Origin of the sequence: Hymenobacter plasmatis (assembly GCF_020711255.1) — a bacterium.
GTDB lineage: Bacteria > Bacteroidota > Bacteroidia > Cytophagales > Hymenobacteraceae > Hymenobacter.
On sequence record NZ_JAJFAW010000029.1, the window covers coordinates 53,507 to 77,098 of the forward strand.

The following is a 23,592-nucleotide window of genomic DNA, read 5'->3' on the forward strand; positions in this document are numbered from 1 at the left end:
AGTCCAGCCCCAACAAAACGGCCCCAGTCTCCTAGCCAATTTGTTCTAGACAAAAAACGTGACTCCTAACAGAGTCCTTTTTTTTGCCCTGTCGGATATTATAGAATTAGAATATTATAAAAACCCTTAACTAATCCTGCTCCAGTTTACGGCTGATGCCGGCAAGCTTTCGATGTGGCGCCGGATGTTCCCATTATTAGGGTTTACCAAGTCGGGGTCTTCTGACAGCAAAGCCTGGGCTGCGGCCCGGCTTTCGCTCAGAATGCGGCCGTCTTTGGCGAGGTCTGCAATCAGCAAATCGAGCACGCCGCTCTGCTGGGTGCCCATTAGGTCGCCCGGTCCGCGCAGCTTCAGGTCGATGTCGGCTATTTCGAAGCCGTTGTTGGTGCGCACCATCGTTTCGAGGCGGGTGCGGGCGTCTTTGCTCAGTTTGAATCCCGTCATCAGGATGCAGTAGCTCTGGTCGGCGCCGCGGCCTACCCGTCCACGCAGCTGGTGCAGCTGCGAGAGGCCAAACCGCTCGGCCGATTCTATCACCATCACCGAGGCGTTGGGCACGTTCACGCCTACCTCAATCACGGTGGTGGCCACCATAATCTGGGTTTCCTTGTTGATGAAGCGCTGCATCTCGAAGTCCTTCTCCTCGGCCTTCATGCGTCCGTGCACGATGCTGATTTGGAACTCCGGAAAGGCCCGCGACACGCTCTCGTAGCCGTCGGTCAGGTCCTTGTAATCCATCGTTTCCGATTCTTCAATCAGCGGGTACACAATGTAGACCTGTCGGCCCAGCTTCACCTGGTCCCGGATGAACTCAAACACCTTCAGCCGGTTGGCGTCGTAGCGGTGCACGGTCACAATGGGCTTGCGGCCGGCGGGCAGCTCGTCAATTACGCTCACGTCGAGGTCGCCGTACAGCGTCATAGCCAGCGTGCGCGGAATGGGCGTGGCCGTCATCACCAGCACGTGCGGGATGACGTGCGGGTTCTTCTGCCAGAGCTTCGAGCGCTGCGCCACTCCAAAGCGGTGCTGCTCGTCCATGATAGTCAGGCCCAGGTTGCGGAACTGCACCACGTCTTCGAGCAGGGCGTGGGTGCCCACCAGCATGTGCATGGTTCCGTTGCGCAGGGCCTCGTGCAACACCCGCCGCTCGGCCGTGCGCGTGCTGCCCGTGAGCTTGCCAATGCTGATGCCCAGGGCATCGGCGTACACCTTCAGGCCGGTGTAATGCTGGTCGGCCAAGATTTCGGTGGGAGCCATAATGCAGCTCTGCGCGCCGTTGTCGGCGGCCATGAGCATGGCGATGAAGGCCACAATGGTTTTGCCAGAGCCCACGTCGCCTTGCAGCAGCCGGTTCATCTGCTGGCCGGCGCAAAAGTCCTGGTAGATGTCGTGGATAACGCGCTTCTGCGCCCCAGTCAGGTCAAACGTGAGGTGGTTTTTGTAGAAGTCTACCAGCGTGGGGACCTGATTGAAAATCTGCCCAGCCAGGGTCACCTTGCGCTGGTCGCGCTGGCGCAGCAACTTGAGCTGCACGTAGAACAACTCCTCAAACTTGAGCCGGAATTTGGCCGCCGCCAGCAGGTCCGGGCTCTGCGGAAAGTGAATCTGCTGCAACGCCTGGGCCTTGCTCATCAGCCCATAGTGCTCAATGAGCGCCGGCGAGAGCGACTCCACGACGTGCGACTGCGCCAGCTTGAGCAACTCGGCCACCATTCGCATAATGGCCTTGCTGTCGATGCGGTGGTAGTTTTTGAGCTTTTCTGACGTGTTGTATACCGGCTGCAAAAAGCTCTGCCCGGGCTTGGCTTCCGTTACTTCTTCCAGCTCAGGGTGGGCCATCTGCGGCCGGCCGTTGAACATGGTGGGCTTGCCGAAGACGATGTACTCCTGGTTGTTCTTGGTGTACTGCTGCACCCACTTCACGCCCTTGAACCACACCAGCTCCAACTCGCCGGTGCCGTCGCCCACTTTTGCAGTGAGGCGTTGCTTGGGCCCTTCGCCTATTAGTTCTTTGCCACGCAGCATGCCCTTCACCTGCACGTAAGGCAAGTCGTCGTGCAGGTCGGCCACGTTGTACACCTGTGTTCGGTCCAGGTACCGGAACGGATAGCGCTGAATCAGGTCACCGTAAGTAAACAGCCCCAGCTCTTTGCCCAGCAATTGGGCCCGCTGGGTGCTGCCCACCGTGCGCAAAAACTCAAGCCGGGTATTGAAGAAATTACTCATCTTTCCATTTATCAATCAACATTTATCATTTAACAAATTGACTGATATGCACCAATCCAGGGGCATCAGCGTGTTAAATGTTAATTGATAAATGTTAAATGAAGCCTATTTATATCTAAGCGTATTAAGCATTCGCACTATGTCCGTCTTCACGTACTCTATCACCGGGGCCAGGGAGTCGTTGGCCGTAGCCGTCTGGAAGTACAGGGCCCCGCGCAGGAAATGCTTGGTGCTATCGGTGGTGTAAAACTGAAACTGGCTGGGCACCTCGCCTTGCAGCTCAAACACCGAAGCCCGAATGCCGCTCGGAGTTTTCAGAATCCGCTCGTCGATAGCCGTGGCCTTGATTTCGTGCTTGCCGGTGAGCTTGCGGGCGTCCTCCATCATCTTGTTGTAGAGGCGCCGGTCGCGCTGCACGTCCATATAGGTTATCTGCACGTTGGCGTGCAGCTTGGGGTAGTACACGTTAATCCAATGCGGCTGGGCCATGTAGGACGAATCGCGCTTTACCACCGCTTGCGTGGAGTACTCAAAAGTATACGGGTGGTTGCCCGGCAGCATGCGGTAGCGGTGCGCCGGCAAATCGATGCGGTTGTAGCCCTTGGGCTTAGGCGTAAAATCGGGCGCCGACGAGCAGCTCGCCAGCAGCACCAGCGCTACTACCAAGGCAGGAAGTTTTTTCAGTATCGAAATCACGTAATCTAATCTAAAGAAGCGGCGCGTCCGCATCGGAAAGGGCCCAAGGCGTCAAAGGTAACCTTTGGCCCGTGCTGGTCGCAACGTAAAAAGCCCCGGGCTAGTGCCGGGGCTTTTCCTGAAAAACGTTGTTTCGCCACTAAAACGGCAGTTGGTCCATCTCCGGTTCCTGCCGGAAGCTTTGCTGAGGCTCGGCAGCAGCCGGAGCATTGGCATCGCCAGCGGCTCCCTGCGGCCGGCCGCCCAGCATCGAAATCTCATCGGCGATGATTTCGGTAATGTAGCGCGTCTGCTGGTCTTTGTCCTGGTACTGGCGGGTGCGCAGCTTGCCTTCGATGTACACTTGCTGGCCCTTCTTCAGGTACTTGTCAGCCATGTCGGCCAAGCCGCGCCACGCCGAGATGTTGTGCCATTCGGTGCGCTCCACCCGGTTGCCCTGCTTGTCCTTATAATAGTCGTTGGTAGCGAGGGTGAAATGAGCCACGCTCACACCGCCTTCCAAATGGCGCACTTCGGGGTCTTTGCCTAGGTTGCCTACCAAAATCACTTTGTTCACTCCGGCCATATTATTGCTCGTTAGGAAATACAGAATCGAAAAAGCCACCCGGCCTTTTCTTGCTCAAAGATAACAGATTAAATTGAGTTGAGCCAAGGAATTGCTAAAAAAATAAGCAGGTTTAGCTAATATAAATAGGCAGAGCTGACTCACGCATTCTGGCTGCAATAGTTAGCAATCAACTTGGGCTTGGGCAGAGCCTCGATTTCATTGGCAGAGTAGGCACGGAGCCCTAAGTCCCGCAGCGTGGTTTCGGGCAGGGGTTGAGCTAATACCAGAGGATGGAAGCGCGCCTCCAGTTTTTGGTGGCTCAAGACATGGCGGTAGGCCGAGCTGGGTTCGGAGGCCTGGCTGGTGTCGAGGCGCACGCCCAGCGCATCGAGGTGGCGCATCAGCTCCGCGGGTGGGAGCTCCGCCACGGTGGTTTCGGTCATGGCGAAGTCGTAGAGCCCTTGCCAGATATCTTTCTCCCGCCGCTCGCGCAGGTACGTCTGCTCGCCGTGGCGCAGCACGAAGTAATGGAAGTAGCGGGTGCGCGAGGCCTTTGCCTTGCTCTTTACCGGCAGTAAGGCTACCTGGCCGTGCTGAAACGCCCAGCACTGGCTTTGCAAGGGGCAAAACAGGCAATCGGGCTTGAGAGGCGTGCATTGAATGGCCCCAAACTCCATAATGGCCTGGTTGAAATCGGCTGGGGTACTGGCCGGAATGTGCTGGTCGGCCAGGGCCTGGAACTCCTTTCGGGAGCTGGGCGCGGCAATATCAGAGTGCAGCCCAAAAATTCGGGCCAATACGCGGTACACATTGCCATCAAGCACCGCCACTGCTTCGTCAAAAGCAAAGGAGGCAATGGCCGCGGCGGTGTACGGGCCCACGCCCCGTAGCTGCAGCAAGCCGGCGTAGGTACTGGGGAAACGGCCGCCGTACTCCTGCACCACCTGCTGCGCGGTAAGGTGCATGTTGCGAGCCCGCGAATAGTAACCTAAACCCTGCCAGTAGCGTAGGACCTCAGCCTCTGGAGCGGCGGCCAAATCCTGCACCGTGGGGTAGGCCGCCAGGAATGTTTCGTAGTAGGGGAGGCCTTGGGCTACGCGGGTTTGCTGCAGTATGATTTCCGACAACCAAATGGCATACGGGTCGCGGGTGTGGCGCCAGGGCAGGTCGCGGGAATGCCGCGGATACCAAGCCAGAAGCGCGGCGGCCAGAAAGGAAGGCCGGGAAGTTATTTTTGTCAAAATTTTGAAAGAGAATAATTTGGGCCCTGGACTTGTTTAGTCGTCTGGGTTGTTAAAACAAAAAAAGGGGGCTACCTTTGTGGCCCCAATTCAAGGGCGAACCGCCTACCGGGCAAGGGCTTACGCTGGAATTTGGGATTTTTTGCCTAAAAACGTAATTTTTTTAACCACCTAAGTACCATACCAACGTGACTAAAGCTGAGGTAATCGCCGAAATCTCTACGAAGACCGGCATCGAGAAAGCAGACGTATTGATGACTGTTGAAGCTTTCTTCAAAGTCGTGAAGGATTCTATGACGGAAGGCAACAACATTTATGTACGCGGCTTTGGCTCGTTCGTAAACAAGAAGCGCGCCCGTAAAGTAGCCCGCAACATCTCGAAAAACACGTCCCTCATCATCGAGGAGCACTACATTCCGAGCTTTAAGCCTTCGAAAACCTTCGTGGCAAAAATCAAGAACAGCAAGAAGGTGAAAGCCGTTGCTGCCAAAGCCTAAATTCAACAGTAGACAGCGTTAGGTATTAAGTAATCAGCCTACTAATTATCCACTGCTGACTATAAGGCAATGAATTACCGGCCGCGCCGCCGGTGTCTTTTCCGAGAGGGAAAGCCCGGCGGCCGGTTTTTTTCAGCCCATGGCTACATCCCGTTCTGCTTCTCATCAATTGGTCGTCCTCGCCGCTGCACTTGCACTGGTCGGGGGCTTATACGTGTTGCCCAAGGGCATCATGAAGCCAAAAGAAAGTCGGTCGGAGCTGAGCAGCGACGCTGCGAAAACGGCCAACCGTGACGGTGGCGGTCCCAACACCAACGGCTCCAAAACCGAGGCTTCCTCGGGACCGGTGCCCGCTACGGCTACCGACAACGGCGGGGCCCACTCCGACGGCGACGGGCACGACCACAGTGCTTCGGCACCGGCGGCTGCCCCGCACACCACGGCTACTCCGGCCCAGCGGGCGGAACTGGCCCGGTTGCTGGCGGAGTACAAAGCGGCGCCCAATGCGGCAGCTCAGTCGGCGGCAGCCATCACGCTGGCCCGCCGCTACGAAAGCGTAGAGCGGTTTGACAGCGCCGGCTATTACCTGGAGCAGGTTGCTTTGGCTAGCCCAAGTGCTCAAAACTGGCAGCGGGCAGCCGATGCTTACTTCCAAGCGTTTAGTTTTGCAGCTTCCGACGAGCGGGTAAAACTGCTGGGTGGCAAGTCCCGGGAGCTTTACGCAAAAGTTTTGCAGAAGGAACCGGGCAACTTAGATGCTAAAACCAACCTCGGCATGGCCTACATGGCCTCCGATAACCCCGTGCAGGGTGTAACGCTCCTGCGCGAAGTGCTGGCTACGGACCCCCGCAATGAGAAAGCCCTGTACAACATGGGCATTCTGGCGGTGCAAAGTAACCAGTACGACAAAGCCGTGAAACGCTTCCAGGACTTGGTGAAAGTCAATCCGAAGAACGTGAACGGCCAGTTTTACCTTGGCGTTACCTTGGCCCGCACCGGCGACAAGGAAGGCGCCAAGGCGGCTTTTCTTACCGCCAAAAGCCTCAGCGCCGACCCGGCCCTGGCCGCTTCGGTAGACGAAGAAATCGCCAAATTGAAATAGCTACAATAACTCAAACACCAACTTAACCCCCAAGCATCATGCCCTGCGGTAAAAAAAGAAAGCGTCATAAGATTGCCACTCACAAGCGCAAGAAGCGCCTGCGCAAGAACCGCCACAAGAAGAAGTAAGCCTCACGGGGCGTAGCGGCGGCCGGCAGTTTTCCTAACGGGAAAGGAGCCAGCTGCCTTTCTCTCACGTAGCCTCCTGGGTGTGGCCGCGTTGGGTGCTTTTCCCGTGGCTCGCGAGGGAAGCCAGAACCTTGGGTTCTGGCTTCCCTTTGCCGGTTTCGGGGTAGTGCTTTAGCGGCCTTGCCAGCAGGTTACCTTAACTAAATCAACGCTTTGAGTAATGAATTAGTGATTAATTCTACTCAGGAAGGCGAGCGGATTGCGTTGTTGCAGGATAAACGGTTGATTGAATACCACTTCGACCGCAACGACACCAATTACTCAGTAGGCGACATCTTCCTGGGCACCGTGAAAAAGGTGATGCCCGGCTTGAACGCGGCTTTTGTGGACATCGGCTACGAAAAAGACGCGTTTCTGCACTACGGCGACCTCGGCGAACAATACAACTCCTTTACGAAGTGGGTGCGCACCGTGCAAAGCGGCCGCGCCACCACTGCCGGACTGGAAAAATTCACGTTTGAGCCCCCGCTCGACAAAGTGGGCAAGGCCGAGAGCGTGTTTAAGAAAGGCCAGCAGATTGTGGTGCAGGTCATCAAGGAGCCGATTTCGACCAAAGGCCCCCGCGTGAGCACCGACATTTCGATGGCGGGCCGCTACCTCGTGCTGATGCCGTTTTCGAACACCATCAGCGTCAGCAAGAAAATTGTGAGCAAGGCCGAGCGTGACCGGCTCAAGCGCCTCATTGCCAGCATCAAGCCCAATAACTTCGGTGTCATCATCCGCACCGTGGCGGAAGGGCGTGAAGTGGCCGAGCTGGACAAGGACATGCAGGACATGGTGGCCAAGTGGGAGCAACTCTACAGCACGCTCCGCACGGCCAAGCCCAACGACAAAGTGCTGGGCGAGTTGGGCCGCACGTCGTCGATGCTCCGCGATATGCTGAACGAGTCCTTCGACAGCATCATGGTGGATGCGCCGGCCATGTACGAGGAGATGCGGGATTACCTGCAGAAAATTGCGCCCGACAAGCTGGGCTTGCTGAAGCTACACAACTCGAAAATTAAAATCTTCGAGCAAACCGGCATCGAAAAACAGCTCAAGACGCTGTTTGGCAAGACCGTGACCGTGCCCGGTGGCGGCTACCTCGTAATTGAGCACACCGAAGCCCTGCACGTTATCGACGTGAACTCGGGCAGCAAGAGCAACCAGGAGAACGACCAGGAAGCTACGGCTTTGATGATTAATCTACTGGCTGCCAAAGAAGTAGCCCGGCAGCTGCGCCTGCGCGACATGGGCGGCATAATCGTGATTGACTTCATCGACATGCGCTCGGCCGAGAGCCGCAAAAAGGTGGAGGACACGGTGCGCGACGTGATGAAGCTTGACAAAGCCAAATTCACGGTGTTGCCCATCACCAAGTTTGGCCTGCTGCAAATCACCCGCCAGCGGGTGCGGCCGGCCGAGAACATCGTGACCGGCGAGGTGTGCCCCACCTGCGGCGGCACGGGCAAGATTTCGGCTTCCATCCAGGTGACCGACGACATCGACAACAGCATCGACGACCTGCTGGTGAACCAGAACCAGTCGGGCATCACGCTGTCGGTGCATCCGTTCCTGCACGCTTACTACACCAAGGGTCTGGTTTCGCGCCAGATGAAGTGGTACCTCAAGTACTACAAGTGGGTGAAGGTGGTGAAGGACAGCAGCCTGGGCCTCACCGACTACCGCATCGAAGACGAGCGAGGCGAAGAAATCCAGTTGCGCTCCTCGGCCGCGGCCATGAGCCGATTGCAGGACCGCGAAGTAGAAATCGTGGACTAGCCTTCGGGTTGAAAATCAAAAGCCCCGCCGTTTGCACGAATGCTGACGGCGGGGCTTTTGCTTAAAGTGTCTTTCGACGGCTTTGTCGGCTAGAACTTGATGCCGAGGTCTAGCGCAAAAGAGCTGTTTTTGATGGTTACGTCTTTGAAGCCACGGCTTTTCTCAAAGTAGTGGTCGATGTCGACCAAGCCACGGTTGTAGCTGATGCCGGCAAAAAGCTTGGTGCTTTTCGCCATCTGGTACTCGGTGCCAACACTCACCAGGGCGTCGGCATCCACGAAGTATACGTAGTCGCTGGCCTTGTTTTCGTTGTTGGTGGCGGGGTCCTTGAAGAACTTGCTGCTGTTGATGCGCGTGCCGATGGGCACGTTCAACGCACCACCTACCTGAAAGTAGAGTCGGGTAGCGGGCGCAATTTCATTGGTAAAAAGCTTCACGGTAAGCGGCACGCCCAGATACTGGGTATTAAACTTCAGCGGCACCACAAACGACTGGCCCGTTACGCCGCCGGAAACGTCGGTGTATTTGATGCTGCCGCCTTTGCCGGTGAGCAACAAGCCGGTGCTAAACGCGTAATTCTCGCCGAAAAAATAATCCACCACGAGGCCACCGCCGAAGCCAACCTGGCTGCCATCGCTGGTGAAGGCGTGGTCGGCGGGCGACTCGGCCCGCAGGCTGGTGATGGAAGGCGACACTTTCAGCCCAATTTCAAATTGAGCTGAAGCGGTGTGAATAGAGGCCGCAATGACCAGCAGGGCAAGGAATATTTTTTTCATAGAGGGCAGATGGCCCGCTGCCTCCGGCAACTGCCGGCTGCCAACGGGTTGTTGGCTAATTTTGTCCCAAAGTAACGCGCGTGAACAAGAATAATTTTGCCTGGCGGCGCTGGCTGCCCTTATTTTTAGGAGTAAGCCTTGGACTAGGGGCTTGCAAAAAGGGCCCCTCCGAGGGCTGCCGGACCGATGCCGCGGCTGATGCCCCAGCCTTGCCGGTGCGGGTGCAGCATCTGGAAATACCTTTTTTCAAGATTAAGACGCCTGCCGACGCCCGGCAGTTTATGGATGCTCACCGGGCTTTTTCCCGGTATTATCTGCAGCGGCAGCCGGCTACTGAAAAGGAGCTGGAGGGCGGCTTGCCCCAGTTGGCTACCAATGCGGCGCTGCAGCAGTTGGGCCGCGAAACCACCGCCGCCTTCCCCGACAGCGCGGCACTTACCCACGACCTGGGGGAGATGTTTCGGCGGGTTCATTATTACTTTCCCGACTTCCGGGTGCCGCCCGCGGCAACGTACGTAAGCGGGTTTCTGAGCAAGGATATTTACGTGAACGACAGCCTGTTGGTGCTTAGCCTGGACTGGTTTGCGGGCCCCAAAGCCAGCAAGCGGCCCGACCTGCCCCAGTACATGCTGCGCCGCTACACGCCCGCGGGGCTGCTGCCGCTGCTGGCCCAAAACGTGTCGAGCAAGTACAACCGCCACGAACTGACGGCCAACACCATGCTCGATGCCATGGTGCATTCGGGCAAGGCGCTCTATTTCGCCAGCCTGATGCTGCCCTGCACGCCCGATTCGTTGCTACTGGGCTATACCAGCCGCGAGATGGTGGGCCTGGAAGCCAACGAGCCGCGGGTATGGGGGCATTTCCTGGAAAAGAACCTGCTGTATTCCACCACGCCTTTCCTGCTGCAGAAGTACGTGGGCGAGCGGCCCAATGTACCCGAAATCGACAAAACCTGCCCGGGCCGGGTGGGGCAGTGGGTGGGCCTGCAAATAGTGCGCAAGTACGTGGCCGAGCACCCCGAAGTAAGCCTGGGCCGGCTCATGGCCGAGAAGGATGCCCAGCGCATTCTCAATGAGTCGCACTACCGGCCCAAGCACGAATAAAATGAGGAATGAAGAAGGAGGAATTACCCCATGCTACATGCTTCATTCCTCATTGATTCCATGCACATCGCCGTTTTCAGCCAGTACCACACCAACCCCGACTGCCCGGCGACCAGCCGGCACTACACGCTGCTGGCCCACATAGCCAAAACGCACCGGGTGACGCTGCTGACCACGCCCGCCTGGAAGGAGCAACGGCTAACCGAGGAATTTCCATGGGTGCCAGCCGGTGTGGAAATCCGGGAGGCGAAGGTGCCATACGATAACAAGATGGGGCCTGCTCGCCGCGCCTTGTCCTTTGCGCAGTATGCGGCGTGGGCCGTGCGCGAAGGCCTGCGCATCGACAAGCCGGACGTAATCTGGGGCATCAGTACGCCACTTACGGCGGCTTGGGCGGCGGCGCAGGTGGCGCGGTGGCGCAAGGTGCCGTGGGTGTTTGAGGTGCAGGACCTGTGGCCTTCCTTTCCCATTGCCATGGGTGCCGTGCCAACCGCCTTGGCTCGTCAGCAGCTGTATCATCTGGAGAAGCGCCTCTATGGGAGCGCCCGGCACATTCTGCCGCTGTCGCCGGATATGAGCCGTTATATCACTGATTTGGGTATTTCATCCGCAAAGGTGACGACCGTGCTCAACGGCACCGACCTGAATTTAGCCGCGCGCGCTACACCAGCTGCGGTGGCTCAACTTCGCCAGGAAGTTGGGCTGGCGGGGAAGCGGGTAATTTTATACGCCGGCACCTTCGGGCGGGCCAACGATATTCCCACATTGGTCGCGGCGGCGGAAGCTATGGCCGCGACCGATGCGGATACGGTCTGGCTGTTTCTGGGCCATGGCTACTTAGAGCCGCTAATTGCGGCGGCCGCAACCCGCTGGCCGGGGCAAATTCGGTTGGTGGGAGGGCAGGCCCGGCACGACGTTTTCAGCTGGTTTGCGCTGGCGGCAGTGTCGGTGGTGTCGTTTTTGAGCTTGCCCGTGCTGGACTCTAACTCGCCGGCCAAGCTTTATGACTCGCTGGCCGTGGGCACGCCGGTGATTGTAACCAACCAAGGCTGGACCAAGGCGCTTGTGGAACAGTACAACTGCGGCTGGTACGTGCCGGCCGGGGAGCCCGGCGCGCTGGTAGCTCAATTACGGGCGCTGCTGGCCCAGCCGGAGGCGCTAGCCGCGGCAGGTGCCCGGGGCCGGCAGTTGGCACTGGCAGCGTTCGACCGCCAGCAGCTGGCTCAGCAGGTACAAGGAATATTGGAAGCGGCAGCCGGCTCGGTATAAAGGCTTGCCCGGGCGTTACAGTGTAAAAGGCAACGTTTTATACCGCATAATGCCGAGCTTGTGCCCAGTTGTGCTTTGTAAGCAGCCGTACAGAATCGTAACGCCCGGCAAAGGCTATTCGGTAGGCAACGGCACGTAGGCTAGCGCCTTGCCAAAGTGCTTTTCAAAGTAGGCGCAGCTGGGAGCCAGCGGGCAAATGCTGCATTTGGGCGAGCGCGCCACGCAGATGTAGCGGCCGTGCAAAATCAGCCAGTGGTGGGCTTTATTGATTAGGTCTTCGGGGATGTACCGAACCAGGGCTTTCTCCACGGCTAGCGGGGTGGTGGCGGCTTTCGGCACGAGGCCGATGCGGTGTGATACCCGGAACACGTGGGTATCAACCGCCATGGCAGGCAGGTTGTAGATGACCGAGGCCACCACGTTGGCCGTTTTGCGGCCCACGCCAGGCAGCCGTTGCAATTCCTCAATCTGGCTCGGGACTTCGCCCCCAAACTCTTCGGTGAGCATGCGGCCCAGGCCTGCCAAGTGCTTGGCTTTGTTGTTGGGATACGAAATGCTGCGGATGAACACGAAGATTTCTTCGGCCGAGGCCGCCCCTAGGTGCGCGGCGGTGGGAAACTGCTCCAGCAGCGCCGGCATTATTTGGTTTACGCGCTTATCGGTGCACTGCGCGCTGAGCACTACGGCCACTATCAGCTCGTATGGGTTGCCGTACACCAGTTCCGTTTTGGGTTCCGGAAAGTTGGTAGTGAAGTAGTCGAGAAAGTAGCGAAACCGGTCGGCACGTGACATAACGAGAAGAATAGTGCGCAAAAAATACATCCTGAGCGCAACGAAGGACCTGGGGCGGCGAGCGGCAGCCAGTAATCGATAAAATTACTGAGTTCAACTCAACCGGCGGCAGGTCCTTCGCTACGCTCAGGATGACAGCAGGTATGAAAATTAATATGGGGACGCTACGAACCCGCCAGAAAGGTGCGGGAATAGCGCAGGATAGCCTCGGTGGTTTCGGCTCGGGGCTCGCGGCGCAGGCCGTCGAGGGTGCGTTGGGCCAGAAGCAGGTCGGCGCAGGCAGTGGCCAGTTCCGGGTCGTGTTGCAATGCCTCTTCTACGCCGAGCAACTCCTTAGCTGGCAACTCGTTGTACACGTAGCGGAGCAGTGTCGAATGGGGTAAGGTTTGGATCATAACTATAGGAATTTGCGGTCATTTTCTTCCGCAGGTTAATTAGCGCGTAGCGCATCCGGCCCAGGGCCGTGTTGATGCTGACGCCGGTTGCGTCGGCTATCTCCTGAAAGCTCATGTCGCCGTAATGGCGCATCAGCAGCACTTCTTTCTGGGCAGCAGGCAGTTCCTGAATCAACAGGCGAAGGCGGGCGTGGGTTTCTTCCCGCGACATAATGTCGTCGGGGCCGTCGTCGGCAATGGTAAGCGTGCTGGCCAGTCGCTCGTTGTCGGTGAGGCTGACGTGCGGAACACGCTTGCCTCGCCGGAACGAATCAATGGCCAGGTTGTGAGCAATGCGGCAAATCCAGGGCGCAAACTTGCCCTCTTCGTTGTAGCGTCCACTTTTTAAAGTGTGGATGGCCTTGATGAAGGTGTCCTGCAAAAGGTCTTCCGCCACATCCTCGTCGCGCACGATGAGCAGAATGGTGGTGAAAGCACGGCTTCGGTGCCGTTCCAAGAGAATGGAAAAGGCGGATTCCTGGCCGGCCAGGTAGAGCGAGATGAGCGCGGAGTCGCTAGGCTGCAAGAGGTCCATAAAGGGCTACGGATTAAGAGAACGTAGAGCTTTAGGCCGATAGTATGCAGTTATCTGAAAAAATTTGAGAAAGCGACGAGAAGCTGGCTTTTAGCCCGCTAGAATCGGACCAAATGTAGAGAAACGGAAGGCAAATGCGCAATAGACGAGAAATTAAAATGACAAAATCTTTTTGCTGAAAAAACGCAACCTTCCCAATTTCTTCATTTAAGGCCTTTTTTAGATAACCCTGCTAATAAAAAAATGTATATAATGTTGAGCTTATGTAAAAAGCGGGGCCGCTGGGGCTAGCCGGCTAGCCAGCGGTGAGCGGCGGCTTCGTCGGTGAAGAGGGCCGTGAAGAAGCCCTGGTTGGGCTGGCTGTTGTGGCTGATGGCCGCTACCGAGCTGTCGGACTGCTCTTCGCGGGCCCGCAGAGGAGACACCAGGAAGGCGATGCGCACGGGTTCGGCGTAGCGGCGGGGTAGCTTGGGGAAGAAGTCGGCCTTGAGCCAGGCGGCCAGCTCCGGCGTGGTCAGCTCGTCGCGGCGGCGCAGGTCGAGCAGCCAGCGCGCGCAGTCCATGGCATCGGCAGCGTCGAGAATAGCGAAGTAGCCCGCCTTGAGCTCGGGCACCGTGATTTCGCGCTGCCACCGGGCCACGAGGGCGGGCAGGTCGGGGCGGGGCGTTATTTCGAGGCCAAAATCGGGCATGAGCCGTAGTGGTGAGCGCAGTGAAGGTCAGGATACAAGGTAGGAAAAACCGGCCCGCTCGCCCAAACGGCCGGGCCGTCGGGGCTACCTTTGGGCCCCGGCGCCGTCATGGCGCTTTTTACTGTGCTGTATGCTGCCTCCCGCCGTTGCCCCCGTTGCCCACGACCCGTACGCTGCCCTTCGCCTGCCCGAATTCCGCCGCCTGGTGTCGGCCCGGGTGCTGTACATCATCGCCAGCCAGATTCAGGGCGTGGTGGTGGGCTGGCAGATTTATGAGCTCACCAACAACCCCCTGGCGCTCGGCCTGATTGGGCTGGCCGAGGCCATTCCCAGCATCACGGTATCGCTCTACGCCGGGCACGTGGCCGATTCGGTGCCGCGCAAGCGCATTATTATTCCGGCGATGGTGGTGCTGTTTCTGTGCTCGTTGAGCCTGTTTTTGCTCACCAAGCCGGCCGGCATGGCGCTCTTTGCCAACCGCGAGGTGCTGGCGCTGCCGCTGTACGTGGCCATGCTCTACGTGGTGCTGTTTGTGAGCGGCATTGCCCGCGGGTTTATGGGGCCGGCGCTATTCTCGTTTATGCCCCAGCTGCTGCCCAATCGCAGCTTGCTCTCCAATGCCGTGACGTGGAACTCCACCAGCTGGCAGGCCTCGGCGGTGCTGGGGCCGGCCATTGGCGGGCTGTTGTTTGCCCAGCAAGGCAAGGGCTTCGCGTACGGGGTTGATGCGACGCTGATGTTTGTTTCGCTGCTGCTTTTCCTGAGTATTGCGGGCCGGCCGCTACCCGAGCGCGAGGGCCAGCAGCTGAGCTTGAGCGAGAGCGTGTTGAGCGGGGTCCGGTTTATTTTCAACAACCAGATTGTGCTGGCGGCCCTGTCGCTGGATTTGTTTGCGGTGCTGTTTGGGGGCGCGGTGGCGCTGCTGCCCATTTTTGCGAAGGACATTTTGCACACCGGCCCCGATGGATTGGGCTACCTGCGGGCTGCGCCGGCGGTGGGGTCCGTGCTCATGGCGGTGTGGCTCACGTACTCGCCGCTGCGGCAGCGGGCGGGGCGCAAGCTGCTGTGGGCCGTGGCGGGCTTTGGCTTGGCCACCATCGGGTTTGCGCTGTCCAAGAGCTTTGCGCTGTCGCTGTTTCTGCTGTTCCTCACCGGCGTGTTCGACTCGGTTTCGGTGATTGTGCGCTCCACGCTCATCCACACCTACACCCCAGAGTACATGAAAGGGCGGGTGTCGGCGGTGAATAACATCTTCATCGGCTCCTCCAATGAGATTGGGGGCTTTGAGAGCGGCGCGGCGGCCAAGCTAATGGGGACCGTGACGTCGGTGGTATTCGGGGGGCTGATGACGCTGGTGGTCGTGGGCATCACCGCCCTGAAGGCCGACAAGCTGCGGGAACTGGAAACCGGCACGAAGTAGCCCGGCATTTAGCTCAATTTTTCAGCCCAACTATTTAGCTCAACTTGAGCCAGCCGCCGGCGCAGCAGCCACCAGCGCGGCATATTGCTCGGGCGTGTCCACATCCATCAACCCACCGGGAAACGGTACCCGGCCAACGGCTGCGCCCAGGCTTTTGATGAGCAGGCCAGCTCCCTGCGCTCCTTTCAGCTGCTGAAGCGCAGGCAGCATCGTGCGGTCGAACACGGCCGGTACGCCCAGGGTATCTCCATAAGCGGCGGCTACTACCGGAGCGTGCGTGCGTTGCTGCTGCGCTATCAGCTGCCGCAGAAGGGCGGGTGTCACCAGCGGCTGGTCGCTGAGCATGATGAGGAAGGCCGTGGGTTGAGCTGGCGCCGCCGCGGCTAAGCCCACCCGGATGGACGATGCCATGCCCGTTTCCCACGCCAAGTTGCGAACAACCTGCACCGGCAAATCGGCGACTTCGGCCACCAACGCCTCGTGCACCGCGCCCGTGACGAGGACCACCGGCGCGCAGCCGGTAGCCACGGCGGTTTCGGCGGCGTGGCGCAGCAGCGTGCGGCCGCGGTAAGGCAGCAGCTGCTTGGGCTGGCCCATGCGGCTGGACGCGCCGGCCGCTAGCAGCAGCAACGCCACCGTCCCGGGCGAGGCCGGAGCGGTGGCGTTGGAGGAGGAAGCAGAAGGTTGCTCTGGCATTTATACTGATTTGGTCCCCAGGATTTTGTCGGGCGTAATGGGCAGGTCGCGCACGCGCTTGCCGGTGGCGTGGAACACGGCGTTGGCCACGGCAGCCGACACGCCCACCATAGAAATTTCGCCGATGCCCTTCACGCCCATGGCGTTGATGAAGGGGTCGTGCTCGTCGATGAACTCCACGGTCATTTCCGGGATGTCGGCATTCACGGGAATGTGGTAGTCGCCCAGGTCGGAGTTGGTGTAGCGGGCGTAGTGCGGGTCGCGCAGGGTGGCTTCCATCAGGGCCGCGCCGATGCCGAAAATGGAGCCGCCAATAATCTGGCTGCGGGCGGTCTTGGCGTTGAGGATGCGGCCGGCGCCGTGTACACTCACCCAGCGCGTGACGCGCACGGTGCCCAAGTCGGGGTCCACCTGCACTTCGCAGAAGTGGGCGCCGAACGAGTGCATGGAGTGCTCGCCCGTCGATTCGGTGTTGTTGTTGGGGCCGGCGGGGTTGCCAGGGCGCCCGGTTTCGTAACCCGCGCCGTATTTGCCCTGGCCGCTGCCCTCCACGTCGTCCATGCCGGCCCGTTTCATCAGGGCCATGAAGTCTTCGCCTTTGGCGGTGTTTTTTGTGAGCTGCAGGCGGCCCTTCTCCACGCTTACGTCCTCGGGCTTGGCTTTGAACAGCGGCGACTTGGGGTCCTGAATGGCGACTTTGGTGAGCCGCTGCCACACGTCCTGCGCGGCCATGTACACCGACGAGGAAACCGTGCCCGCCGCTACCGAGCCGCCCGAGTTGGGCGCAGTGGGCAGCTTGGTATCGCCGAGCTCGAAGCGGATTTTTTCGGGTGGCAAGCCCAGCGAATCGGCCGCTACCTGGGTGATGACGGTGTAGGTGCCGGTGCCCAGGTCGGTGGCGCCGGCCTGCACCACGGCGTGGCCGTCGGCGTAGAGGCGCACGCGGGCCATGCCCTGGGAGTTATGCACCGGGTAGCTGGCGGTGGCCATGCCCATACCCACCAGCAGGCGGCCGTTGCGGGTGGCGCCCGCTTTGGGGTTGCGCTTGCTCCAGCCAAATAGCTCGGCCCCGCGGGCGTAGCACTGGCGCAGGCTTTTGCTGCTCCAGGGCCGGCCGGTGCTGGGGTCCTTCTCGGCGTAGTTGCGCAGCCGGATTTCGATGGGGTCAATATTGAGCTGATACGCCAGGTCGTCCATCAAACACTCAATGGCAAACGAGCCGGGCGCCTCGCCGGGGGCGCGGGTGAAGGTCGACGTCATCACGTTGCCCCGCGCCAACTGGTAGTGCGACTCAAACGTGGGGCAATCATATAGTATGTTGATAATCTTGCTGTTGGCCTCTGCGTAATTATCCCAGGGCGACGTGGTAGAGGTCTTCTCGTGGATGAGCGACAGCAGCTTGCCTTCCTGGCTGGCCCCCAGCATCAGCGTCTGGGTCTGGTCTTCGCGGTGGCCCATGCTCGTGAACTGCTGGCGCCGGGTGAGCACCAGCTTCACCGGCCTTCCTACTCCTTTAGCCGCCTGCGCCGTGAGCACGGTGTGGGGCCAGCAGGAGCCCTTGCAGCCGAAACCGCCGCCGAGATACTTGGTTACCACGCGCACCTGGTCTTGCGGCAGGCCCAGCATGGTGGCCAGCGACTTCTGGGTGCGCGTCACGCCCTGGGTCGATTCGTACACCGTGAGGCGGTCGGGGGCTTCCCACACCGCCGTGGTGGAGCCGGGCTCCATGGGGTTGTGGTGGTTGATGGCGTGGGTATACACGGCCGTCAGCTTCACCGGGGCGCTGGCCATGGCCGCGCGGGCATCGCCGCGCCGGGTGTAGCCATCGGCCTTGCCGTCCTGAACCTTTTCGGGGTTAAACAGCTGGGCCTTGGGGTCGGTGTAGGTGGCAATGGGCTGCTCGGCGGTGTAGGTCACGCGCAGGAGCGTGGCCGCGTGGGTGGCCCGCTCAAAGGTGTCGGCCACTACCAGGGCCACGGGCTGGCCCGCGTAGTAGATGACATCCGACGTCAGCGGCAGGAAGCCCATGGGCGCGCCAATGGCCTTTTTGCCATCGGGGTCGTTGGGCGTTTTGGCCAGCTTGGGCAGGTTGAGGTGCGTGTAGATGGCCAGCACGCCCGGCTCTTTGGCCGCAGCCGTGGTGTCGATGCTTTTGATGCGGCCTTTGGCGATGTCGCTGGTTTTCAGCACGCCGTAGGTGAGGCCAGGCAGGGCGTATTCGGCCGAGTACTTGGCTTTGCCGGTCACCTTGTCGCGGCCGTCCACACGGTTTAGGGGCTGCCCCACCACGCCGGGGCCGGCGGTAGTTTCGAAGAAAGCGGGTTCGTTCATGGTGCAGTGGGGTTAAGCCTTGGCGGCAACATCGGTGAGCGCCCGAACCAGGGTATTCTGGGCCAGCTCAAGCTTGAAGCGGTTTTGTTCGCGGGGTTGGGCGTCGCGCACAGCCGCGGCCGCAGCGGCCCGGAACGTGGCTTCGGTAGCCGGCGCGCCCGTGAGAATCTTCTCTGCGGTCAGCGAGCGCCAGGGCTTGGTGCCCACGCCGCCCAGCGCCACCCGGGCCGAGCGAATCTGGCTGCCCTGCACATCCAGCCCAACGGCTGCGGAAACCAACGCAAAGGCATACGAAGCGCGGTCGCGCACCTTCAGGTACATCGACTTGCGGGCGTGCGCCGCGGCGGGCACCGTCACGGACACAATCAGCTCACCCGGCTCAATCACGGTCTCGCGCTGGGGCGTATTGCCGGGCACGAGGTGGAAGTCGAGCAGGGGCACGCGGCGCTGCTTGCCCTTCGCATTTTCGAGGAGCACCACGGCATCCAGCGCCACCAAGGCCACGGCGAGGTCGCCGGGATAGGTGGCAATGCAGGCTTTGCTGCCGCCCAGGATGGCCAAGTTGCGGTTTTCGCCTTCCTGGGCCGGGCAGCCGGAGCCGGGCTGGCGCTTGTTGCACGGAAAGGCCGTATCGCGGAAGTAGCCGCAGCGGGTGCGCTGCAGCAGGTTGCCCCCGATGCTGGCCATGTTGCGCAGCTGCGGCGAGGCCGCCTGCAGCAGCGACTGCGAAATGACGGGGTACTGCTGCATCACCAGCGGGTTTTCGCCCACGTCGCTCATGCGCTCCAGGGCGCCAATGCGCAGGCCGTCGGCGGTTTGCTCCACGCCTTTGAAGGCCAGCATATTGATGTCGACCAGCTGGTTGTGGTTTTCCACGTTCAGCTTCATCAAATCAAGCAGGGTGGTGCCGCCGGCAATGAAGGCCGCGCCCTTGTGGTCGCGCACGGCGGCCGTGGCTTCCTTGGCCTGCGAGGCTTGGAGGTAAGTGAAATTTTCCATAACCTTAAGACTTAAAGCCGCTTTTCTCGACCTGCCGAATGGCTGCCACAATGTTGGGGTAAGCGCCGCAGCGGCAGAGGTTGCCGCTCATCCACTCGCGCACGTCGCCGTCGGTTTTGGCGTGGCCTTCCTTCAGGCAGGCCACACCCGACATGAGCTGGCCCGGCGTGCAATAGCCGCACTGAAAGCCGTCGTGCTCAATAAAGGCCTGCTGCAGCGGGTGTAGCTCTTCGCCCTTGGCTAGGCCTTCGACGGTGGTGATTTCCTTGCCCTGGCTCATCACGGCCAGGGTGAGACAGCTGTTGACGCGGCGGCCGTCTACCAGCACGGTGCAGGCGCCGCACTGGCCGTGGTCGCAGCCTTTCTTGGAGCCGGTGAGGTCCAGGTTTTCGCGCAGGGCGTCCAGCAGCGTGGTGCGGGGCTCGGCCTTGATAGTGCGCACGGTGCCGTTCACCTTCAGCTTCATCTCCGATACGCCGGCCACTTTTTTGGAAAGCGCCGTGAGGCGTTCGGCCTGGCCCACGAGGGGCGGGGCCAGCGCCAGGCCCAGGAGGCCGGTGGCTTGCTTGATGAACGAGCGGCGGCCATCGTTGGGGGCGGGGCCGTCGGGCTGCGCGGCCGAATCGGGCGTGAAGTGGTCAGTCATAGCGGAGAAGTCGAGGCAAGGAGTAGGCGGCTAACAGTTCAAGCGGGCGCTTGGTTGGGAAGTAGCAGGCACTCGGTACAGTTGAGTAGAACCACCTACTACGTTACATGGCTTCACAAAAGTTACTACGCCAGCTGGGAATGAGCCCAGCAGCGCCCCGCTAGTCGCACCGCACGTAGGGCCGCATCTTTTCCCAGTCTTCCGCTTTCAGAATCGGAATCTGCTTCAAATCTTCCACCCGCTTGAAGGGCCCGTGCTGGTTGCGGTAGGCCACGATGAGGCGGGCGCGTGGCTTGCCGATGTAAGGGTGCAGGTACATTTCGTCGAATGACGCCGTGTTCACATTCACCACCCGGGGCGCAAAGCCAGCGGCCACGAAGGTGTATTTCTTGAGGCTGTCGCGCAAATCGGGCGCGTCCTTCAGCACAAAAACCTCGTCCAGTTGCTCTTCGCGCAGGTAGCCACCGAGCTGGTTTCGGTACCGCACCACCCACTTGGCGCGCCCCGCCCCAATGCCCCGAATCTGCATCAGCTGGGTGGTATCGGCGGTGTTGAGGTCGAAGGGCTGCAGGTTGTGCGGCTTGCGCGGGAATTTTCCGGCTGCCTCGCCGGTAGCGGCATAGGGCGGATACTTGCCGTCGGGCCCCGGCCGGTTGGTGGCGTAGGCGGGCCGGGGTGCTTCGTCGGGCAGCTGCATGAAGGGCGCCAGGCGTTGATACACCGAGTCTTCCAGGCCGTACATTTTCTTGAGCTGGGCTTTGGCTTTGAAGCCGCCCGCGGCCTCGCGGTATTTCACGATGCGACCGGCCACGAAGTGCGGCACCCCGCGCGCCTCCCAATCCTGAGCCGTCAGGGCGTTGGGGTCGAAGGGCGCGAGCCGCACCTGGGCTACCTGCGGATAGCGCGAGCTGCCGCCTTCATTGTTTCCATAGTTCCGCTTCGGGTAGCGGGTGGCGTAGCGTGGGTCGGTGGTGCGGTGCTCCTTGAGCTGGGCGGCTAGTTGGTTCAGGGCTTGCTGGTCGGCGGCGGGGAGGTACACGGGTGCCTCGGGCCGCAGCAGGAGGGGAGCTACTATGGCCGCCAGCATCAGGACCAACAGCCCGGCCATGCCGCGGGCTTCGCTCCGCGAGTACCCCATGTGGCGCCGCACCCAGCGCATGGGGCCAGAGTTATCCCACGACCAGCGGGGCCGTGGTGGGGGTGGCGTAGCAGCCATGGGCGAAGGCTCCAACGCAGGGTTGGAAAATGGTAGAAGGGAAGACGAGCGCGCGGCAGGAGCAAGGCAGTCCCTTACTCGCAGCAGCAAGCAATTATAGGAATAAAGCCCGATATGGCTCAACTCCTACCACTCATCAGCCCAGCTCAACCCCGCTCCGCAGCTAGCCGCGCAGGCGCGGTACGCTCCCCGTTTTAGTGATTCGGGGTGCCGGGAAAGGCAGCTTCTGCGGCGCGCGCATAGGAGCGGCGGTGGGCTGCTTGGTCTTAACGGTCACCCAGTCGTTAATTTTCTTGAGGGCAACGGGCGAGAACGTGGCTTGCTGCACGCCGTTTACCAAGGGCCATTGGGCCGGGGCGGGCTGGAATAAGTGATTCACGCCATCGAGCCGATAGGCAGTAACGGAGCGGTGGGCGGCGTGCAAGCCCCGGCGTAGCGGCGTCATGTTGCGCTTGGCCGATACCTGCAAATCGGCGGTGCCGTTGAGCAGCAGCACGGGGCATTGCACCTTGCTCAACTGGGTCAGGGGGCTGAAATCGAAGAAGTAGCGCGACCACGGCGAGGTGAGCTGCGTGGCGCGGGCGCGGGCCATGGCCGGGTTAATGCCCGTGTTGGCCCCGCTGAGCATGGCCGCAACTTTCGCGCTGGCGGCGGCATTGTCCGGCGTCTGGCGGATAATGCTCACGGTGCGGTAGTAGATGTCCTGGGCTGCTTGCACTTCCGCGGCGTTGGCGCCGGTCAGGCGCATGATTTCGTTTTGCTGGCGCAGCAGCACGCTGTAGCCCGACTGGCCATAGCCGGCCAACGACACCACGAAAGCCGGTGCCCGGCCCGGCACCGCCGCGGCCAGCAGGGCCACGTTGGCGCCTTCGCCGTGCCCGAGCAGGCCCACGCGCTGCGGCGCCACCAGCGGGCGGGTGCGCAAAAAGTTTAGCGCCGCCTGCGCATCCGTCACCAGGTCGGCCGTGGTGGCGTTGGCGTAGGTGCCGCCCGATTTGCCCACGCCGCGGTCGTCATAGCGCAGCACCGCGATGCCGTGGCGGGAAAGGTAATCGGCCAACTGCCCAAACATGCGGTAGCCCGATACTTCCACCTCACGGCCCTGCGGACCCAGGTCAGAAACGAGCACCACCGCCGGAAAAGGCCCTTCGCCGGCCGGCACGGTAAGCGTGGCGCCCAGGTTCTGCCGGGAGGCGGGGTTGGGGAACACCACCTCGGAAACGCGGTAGGGCGGGGTGGGGCGGAACGGCGCAGCGGCAATGGCCTTGGCCGACGGGGCGCGCAGCAGCACCATGGCAGTTTTCACGCCGGCCTGCGTCCAGGTGCCGCTGAACTTGGCGCCGCCGTTCAGCACTTTGCCCACGAAGCTGCTGCCGGCCTGCTCAATGCGCAGCTTGAGGTCGGTGCCGTGCAGCTCCACGGCCACCGGCATGCGACTGATGCGCTGCTGGGGCGCATCGAGGGCGCCGTAGTACGTGCCGTTGGTGAGGGGCACGATGGTAATGATGACGGTGATTTGGCCGCCGAGCAACTTTAGCGGGCCTTTCCATTGGCCGTTGAGTGGGGCGGGCCCGGCCGATGGAGTTGTGGTTGCCGCAGGAGATTGTACAAGGGCGGCCAGCACAAAAAGCGCTGATAATAAAAATCTCATCATGGAATCAGAATATATTAACCGGGTAGGCAACCTACATAGCAGAAATTGGGCCTGAAAAGTACAACAGTTGTCTTTTACCAGCAATCGATTATTTAACTATTCATAAGCTGCGAAAAATGCAAAAGGCCAGCCCTTGGGGCCGGCCTTATTACTTAATCTGCAAAGAATGAAGGGGAGCTACTTCCGGGTGTGTTGGGCTATCCAGTCGCCAATAACCTGAAGCGCGGCGGGCGCAAACGTCTCTTCGATAATGCCGTACTCGGCAGGGCCGCCAGTGGTCGCGGTTTGGAATAAGTGGTTGAGCCCGGGCAGTTCTTTGGTGGTCACGTCGCGGTTGCCGCCGGCTTTCAGGGCACTGGCTGTGGCGGCCAGGTTGCGGGAGGCGGGCACCTGCACGTCCTTGCTGCCGCCCATTGCCAGCACCGGGCAGTGCACCCGGGCCAGGGTCTGGGCGGGGCGGTCGGCCAGCAGGTGGCGGTAGTCGGCCGAGGTCACGCCTACCAACTGCGGCTCCAGTTGAGCCAGCATTTGCGGCGTGGCCGAGTGGGTGGGGTCAAACAGGGCAAGGAGTTGGGTATGGGCCCGGGCGTTGTCGGCCGTCTTTTGCACAATCTGGGTCATGGCACGCTGCATTTTTTCGGTGGTGGCCAGCTGGGCGGGGTCGGTGGTTTGCAGGCGAGCCAGGGCTAGCTGTATAGTCCCAGCGTGAGGTGGGTCGGGTCCTGGGTAAAGATAGTCGGGTTCTTTTGCCACTGGGCACAGACAAAT

Annotated in this window: 22 protein-coding genes; 6 read left to right on the top strand and 16 right to left on the bottom strand. The window is 60.6% G+C overall.

Translation table 11 applies throughout. The annotated features are described in order from the left end of the window. Positions 1-126: 126 nt before the first annotated feature. The 4 genes from recG to mutY all read right to left on the bottom strand — a co-directional run bounded on the left by recG (position 127) and on the right by mutY (position 4,710). Positions 127-2,226, bottom strand: a complete 2,100-nt coding sequence (gene recG, locus LJ738_RS18280) for an ATP-dependent DNA helicase RecG (RefSeq protein WP_227787801.1) — start codon at positions 2,224-2,226, stop codon at positions 127-129. A 105-nt stretch (positions 2,227-2,331) separates the two neighbouring features. Next, positions 2,332-2,919 (bottom strand): gliding motility lipoprotein GldD, encoded by a 588-nt coding sequence (gldD, locus tag LJ738_RS18285; protein WP_227787817.1) that lies wholly within the window; start codon positions 2,917-2,919, stop codon positions 2,332-2,334. A gap of 142 nt (positions 2,920-3,061) precedes the next feature. Continuing rightward, positions 3,062-3,487 carry a single-stranded DNA-binding protein gene (locus LJ738_RS18290; RefSeq protein ID WP_227787802.1) on the bottom strand — a complete coding sequence of 142 codons (426 nt, stop codon included), beginning with the start codon at positions 3,485-3,487 and terminating at the stop codon, positions 3,062-3,064. Positions 3,488-3,627: 140 nt separating this feature from the next. Next, positions 3,628-4,710 carry an A/G-specific adenine glycosylase gene (gene mutY / locus LJ738_RS18295; protein ID WP_262907733.1) on the bottom strand — a complete coding sequence of 361 codons (1,083 nt, stop codon included), beginning with the start codon at positions 4,708-4,710 and terminating at the stop codon, positions 3,628-3,630. 188 nt (positions 4,711-4,898) lie between these two features. On the opposite strand from mutY, the gene LJ738_RS18300 reads away from it, so the two are divergent. The 3 genes from LJ738_RS18300 (at position 4,899) to LJ738_RS18310 (ending at position 8,258) form a co-directional block, all read left to right on the top strand. Further along, positions 4,899-5,207 carry an HU family DNA-binding protein gene (locus LJ738_RS18300; RefSeq protein ID WP_046244842.1) on the top strand — a complete coding sequence of 103 codons (309 nt, stop codon included), beginning with the start codon at positions 4,899-4,901 and terminating at the stop codon, positions 5,205-5,207. 232 nt (positions 5,208-5,439) lie between these two features. After that, positions 5,440-6,309: a tetratricopeptide repeat protein gene (locus LJ738_RS18305; RefSeq protein WP_227787803.1), complete on the top strand. Its 870-nt coding sequence runs from the start codon at positions 5,440-5,442 to the stop codon at positions 6,307-6,309. Positions 6,310-6,650: 341 nt separating this feature from the next. Further along, positions 6,651-8,258 carry an Rne/Rng family ribonuclease gene (locus LJ738_RS18310; RefSeq protein ID WP_227787804.1) on the top strand — a complete coding sequence of 536 codons (1,608 nt, stop codon included), beginning with the start codon at positions 6,651-6,653 and terminating at the stop codon, positions 8,256-8,258. A gap of 89 nt (positions 8,259-8,347) precedes the next feature. Here the strand turns inward: LJ738_RS18310 and LJ738_RS18315 are convergent, their stop codons facing one another. Beyond that, a complete protein-coding gene (locus LJ738_RS18315) occupies positions 8,348-9,034 on the bottom strand; it encodes a porin family protein (protein WP_227787805.1) in 687 nt (228 codons plus the stop codon). An 80-nt stretch (positions 9,035-9,114) separates the two neighbouring features. On the opposite strand from LJ738_RS18315, the gene LJ738_RS18320 reads away from it, so the two are divergent. Both LJ738_RS18320 and LJ738_RS18325 read left to right on the top strand, forming a co-directional pair. Beyond that, entirely contained in the window at positions 9,115-10,140 is a 1,026-nt protein-coding gene (locus tag LJ738_RS18320; RefSeq protein WP_227787806.1) for a gliding motility protein GldB-related protein, read from the top strand. Positions 10,141-10,200: 60 nt separating this feature from the next. Continuing rightward, on the top strand, positions 10,201-11,409 hold the full coding sequence (locus LJ738_RS18325) for a glycosyltransferase family 4 protein (protein WP_227787807.1): 1,209 nt from the start codon (positions 10,201-10,203) through the stop codon (positions 11,407-11,409). Positions 11,410-11,523: 114 nt separating this feature from the next. On the opposite strand, the gene nth is transcribed toward LJ738_RS18325, so the two are convergent. The 4 genes from nth to LJ738_RS18345 all read right to left on the bottom strand — a co-directional run bounded on the left by nth (position 11,524) and on the right by LJ738_RS18345 (position 13,862). Further along, complete coding sequence (gene nth / locus LJ738_RS18330; RefSeq protein ID WP_227787808.1) at positions 11,524-12,201, bottom strand: endonuclease III; 678 nt, start codon at positions 12,199-12,201, stop codon at positions 11,524-11,526. A 164-nt stretch (positions 12,202-12,365) separates the two neighbouring features. Then, positions 12,366-12,557, bottom strand: a complete 192-nt coding sequence (locus LJ738_RS18335) for a hypothetical protein (protein ID WP_227787809.1) — start codon at positions 12,555-12,557, stop codon at positions 12,366-12,368. Further along, positions 12,535-13,170 carry an RNA polymerase sigma factor gene (locus LJ738_RS18340; protein WP_068189213.1) on the bottom strand — a complete coding sequence of 212 codons (636 nt, stop codon included), beginning with the start codon at positions 13,168-13,170 and terminating at the stop codon, positions 12,535-12,537. Before LJ738_RS18340 ends, LJ738_RS18335 begins: the two co-directional genes overlap by 23 nt. A 287-nt stretch (positions 13,171-13,457) precedes the next feature. Further along, entirely contained in the window at positions 13,458-13,862 is a 405-nt protein-coding gene (locus LJ738_RS18345; protein WP_227787810.1) for a hypothetical protein, read from the bottom strand. A gap of 130 nt (positions 13,863-13,992) precedes the next feature. Between LJ738_RS18345 and LJ738_RS18350 the strand changes: the two genes are divergently transcribed. After that, the gene (locus LJ738_RS18350) at positions 13,993-15,282 is read left to right on the top strand and encodes an MFS transporter (protein WP_227787811.1); all 1,290 of its coding nucleotides are present in this window, start codon (positions 13,993-13,995) and stop codon (positions 15,280-15,282) included. A 39-nt stretch (positions 15,283-15,321) separates the two neighbouring features. Here LJ738_RS18350 and LJ738_RS18355 read toward each other — a convergent pair whose 3' ends face one another. From LJ738_RS18355 to LJ738_RS18395, 7 genes are all read right to left on the bottom strand, one after another. Beyond that, positions 15,322-15,978: a nucleotidyltransferase family protein gene (locus LJ738_RS18355; protein ID WP_227787812.1), complete on the bottom strand. Its 657-nt coding sequence runs from the start codon at positions 15,976-15,978 to the stop codon at positions 15,322-15,324. Continuing rightward, positions 15,979-18,309 (bottom strand): xanthine dehydrogenase family protein molybdopterin-binding subunit, encoded by a 2,331-nt coding sequence (locus LJ738_RS18360; protein WP_262907734.1) that lies wholly within the window; start codon positions 18,307-18,309, stop codon positions 15,979-15,981. A 12-nt stretch (positions 18,310-18,321) separates the two neighbouring features. After that, entirely contained in the window at positions 18,322-19,308 is a 987-nt protein-coding gene (locus tag LJ738_RS18375; protein ID WP_227787813.1) for an FAD binding domain-containing protein, read from the bottom strand. A 4-nt stretch (positions 19,309-19,312) separates the two neighbouring features. Continuing rightward, the gene (locus tag LJ738_RS18380; protein ID WP_227787814.1) at positions 19,313-19,954 is read right to left on the bottom strand and encodes a (2Fe-2S)-binding protein; all 642 of its coding nucleotides are present in this window, start codon (positions 19,952-19,954) and stop codon (positions 19,313-19,315) included. A 160-nt stretch (positions 19,955-20,114) separates the two neighbouring features. Next, positions 20,115-21,113, bottom strand: coding sequence for a ComEA family DNA-binding protein (locus tag LJ738_RS18385; RefSeq protein WP_227787815.1), 999 nt, complete (start codon positions 21,111-21,113; stop codon positions 20,115-20,117). Between the two features lie 220 nt (positions 21,114-21,333). Then, positions 21,334-22,824, bottom strand: a complete 1,491-nt coding sequence (locus tag LJ738_RS18390; protein ID WP_227787816.1) for an alpha/beta hydrolase family protein — start codon at positions 22,822-22,824, stop codon at positions 21,334-21,336. Positions 22,825-23,001: 177 nt separating this feature from the next. Then, positions 23,002-23,592 (bottom strand): alpha/beta fold hydrolase (locus LJ738_RS18395; RefSeq protein ID WP_489666410.1); only part of this gene is annotated, 591 nt, incomplete at its 5' end.

Coding starts and splice junctions, on each gene's coding strand:
- recG (WP_227787801.1), bottom strand. CDS start 2,226: ATGAGTAATTTCTTCAATACCCGGCTTGAGTTTTTGCGCACGGTGGGC.
- LJ738_RS18290 (WP_227787802.1), bottom strand. CDS start 3,487: ATGGCCGGAGTGAACAAAGTGATTTTGGTAGGCAACCTAGGCAAAGAC.
- LJ738_RS18305 (WP_227787803.1), top strand. CDS start 5,440: ATGAAGCCAAAAGAAAGTCGGTCGGAGCTGAGCAGCGACGCTGCGAAA.
- LJ738_RS18315 (WP_227787805.1), bottom strand. CDS start 9,034: ATGAAAAAAATATTCCTTGCCCTGCTGGTCATTGCGGCCTCTATTCAC.
- LJ738_RS18325 (WP_227787807.1), top strand. CDS start 10,201: ATGCACATCGCCGTTTTCAGCCAGTACCACACCAACCCCGACTGCCCG.
- nth (WP_227787808.1), bottom strand. CDS start 12,201: ATGTCACGTGCCGACCGGTTTCGCTACTTTCTCGACTACTTCACTACC.
- LJ738_RS18340 (WP_068189213.1), bottom strand. CDS start 13,170: ATGGACCTCTTGCAGCCTAGCGACTCCGCGCTCATCTCGCTCTACCTG.
- LJ738_RS18345 (WP_227787810.1), bottom strand. CDS start 13,862: ATGCCCGATTTTGGCCTCGAAATAACGCCCCGCCCCGACCTGCCCGCC.
- LJ738_RS18350 (WP_227787811.1), top strand. CDS start 13,993: ATGCTGCCTCCCGCCGTTGCCCCCGTTGCCCACGACCCGTACGCTGCC.
- LJ738_RS18355 (WP_227787812.1), bottom strand. CDS start 15,978: ATGCCAGAGCAACCTTCTGCTTCCTCCTCCAACGCCACCGCTCCGGCC.
- LJ738_RS18360 (WP_262907734.1), bottom strand. CDS start 18,309: ATGAACGAACCCGCTTTCTTCGAAACTACCGCCGGCCCCGGCGTGGTG.
- LJ738_RS18375 (WP_227787813.1), bottom strand. CDS start 19,308: ATGGAAAATTTCACTTACCTCCAAGCCTCGCAGGCCAAGGAAGCCACG.
- LJ738_RS18380 (WP_227787814.1), bottom strand. CDS start 19,954: ATGACTGACCACTTCACGCCCGATTCGGCCGCGCAGCCCGACGGCCCC.
- LJ738_RS18385 (WP_227787815.1), bottom strand. CDS start 21,113: ATGCGCTGGGTGCGGCGCCACATGGGGTACTCGCGGAGCGAAGCCCGC.
- LJ738_RS18390 (WP_227787816.1), bottom strand. CDS start 22,824: ATGATGAGATTTTTATTATCAGCGCTTTTTGTGCTGGCCGCCCTTGTA.